Source organism: Streptomyces sp. NRRL WC-3618 (genome assembly GCF_001280005.1).
In the GTDB taxonomy this organism is placed as follows: Bacteria; Actinomycetota; Actinomycetes; order Streptomycetales; family Streptomycetaceae; genus Streptomyces.
Window position 1 is genome coordinate 1 of sequence record NZ_LGDW01000364.1, and the last position, 307, is coordinate 307.

The following is a 307-nucleotide window of genomic DNA, read 5'->3' on the forward strand; positions in this document are numbered from 1 at the left end:
GGGCTTGGGGGTGGACGGCGGCGTCACGTTCTCGGCGTTTTTGACCCCGTCCTTCGGCTTCTCGGCCGCTTTGACCGTGTCCCCCGGTATTTCGTGAATGGCCCTGACCCGGGACGAGGAGCCCAACGAGTACCGCCTCGCGGTGATCCTCGCCTTCACCGGGGCGGGCCTGCCACCCCCCAACCCAAGGCCACCCCGGAACCTGCCCCCGCCGGCCAAGACCCAGCCGGCTCGCCAGGCAAAGAAGGACGACGGCCCGCAGAAGAGGGAGAAGGCGGACGCAGACAAGCCCGCGAGGCCGAAGAAG

General features: G+C 69.4%; 1 protein-coding gene. It reads left to right on the forward strand.

Annotation, left to right across the window (positions count from 1 at the left end; translation table 11 throughout):
* Window positions 1–97: 97 nt before the first annotated feature.
* Window positions 98–307, forward strand: a 210-nt coding sequence (locus tag ADL01_RS46645; RefSeq protein ID WP_234354799.1) for a hypothetical protein, incomplete at its 3' end; no start/stop codon positions are given.